The organism is Streptomyces sp. NPDC043746 (assembly GCF_056436485.1).
In genome coordinates this window covers 1-1,259 of the sequence record NZ_JBWKCM010000074.1, presented here as the reverse complement: position 1 = coordinate 1,259, position 1,259 = coordinate 1, and the positions used below count along the sequence as shown (strand labels likewise).

2 protein-coding genes are annotated in these 1,259 nt (G+C 65.8%); both read left to right on the top strand.

From position 1 onward, the window contains the following. On the top strand, positions 1-212 hold a 212-nt coding region (locus AC0682_RS31500), incomplete at its 5' end, for a transposase (RefSeq protein WP_478536652.1). Positions 213-217: 5 nt separating this feature from the next. Beyond that, positions 218-1,138 (top strand): IS3 family transposase, encoded by a 921-nt coding sequence (locus tag AC0682_RS31495; protein WP_478536650.1) that lies wholly within the window; start codon positions 218-220, stop codon positions 1,136-1,138. The last annotated feature ends 121 nt before the right edge of the window (positions 1,139-1,259 follow it).

Genomic DNA, 1,259 nt, shown 5'->3' with positions numbered 1-1,259 from the left:
AACTGGGGATCGGTTCGGCCGAGACCCTGCGGAACTGGGTGAAGCGGGACGGGATCGACTCCGGGAAGCGTCCGGGGACGACCACGGAGGAGTCCGCGCAGATCAAGGCGATGAAGAAGGAGATCGCCGAGCTGAAGCGGGCGAACGACATCTTGAAGGCGGCGGCGAGTTTCTTCGCGGCCGAGCTCGACCGGCCACACACACGCTCGTAGCGTTCATCGACGAGCACCGGGCCCGCTTCGGCGGTGTCGAGCCGATCTGCCGCGTGCTCACCGAGCACGACTGCAAGATCGCCCCCTCCACCTATTACGCCCACCACAAACGGCTCCGGGCCCCGTCGGCCCGCACCGTCCGCGACGCCGCGCTGAAGCCGCTCATCCGGCAGATCTTCGAGTCCAACTACCGTGTTTACGGGGCCAGGAAGGTCTGGCGTGAGCTGCACCGCCAGGGCCATGACGTGGCCCGGTGCACCGTCGAACGTCTGATGCGCGAGCTCGGCGTCACCGGCGCCGTGCGCGGGAAGAAGGTCGTCACCACGATGGCGGGCAGCTCCGTCGAGCGGGCGCCGGACCTGCTGGACCGCAACTTCGTCGCGCCGGCCCCGAGCCGCTGCTGGGTTGCCGACTTCACCCACGTCAGCACCTGGTCGGGAGTCGTCTACGTCGCGTTCGTCGTGGACACCTTCTCCCGCCGGATCGTCGGCTGGTCCGCCGCTCTGTCGAAGGAGACACGGCTCGTCCTGGACGCCCTGGACATGGCTCTGTGGCAACGCGACCGCGACGAACAGCCTTACCAGCGGTGCGAGTTGATACATCACTCCGATGCCGGATCGCAGTACACGAGTTTCCGGCTCGCCGAGCACCTGGACGCCGCCGGTATCGCGGCCTCGATCGGCTCGGTCGGCGACGCCTATGACAACGCCCTCATGGAGAGCACGATCGGCCTGTTCAAGACCGAGCTGATCAAGCCCCGACGTCCATGGAAGACGCTTTCCCAGGTCGAACTCGCCACCGCCGAGTGGATCGACTGGTACTGCCATCGCCGACTCCACGGTGAGATCGGGCACATCCCACCAGTCGAATACGAAACCAACTACTACCTCGCGACCGCGGAACCCCAGGTCACCACCACAATCTGAAGTCTCTACAGAACCCGGAACGGTTCAGATGCGCCGATGACCAGCGACAACGTGAACGAGGCCGAGTCCGTCGAGACGGTTGAGCCGAAACCGTCGAGGGCGGTAGACGACCAGCTGATCG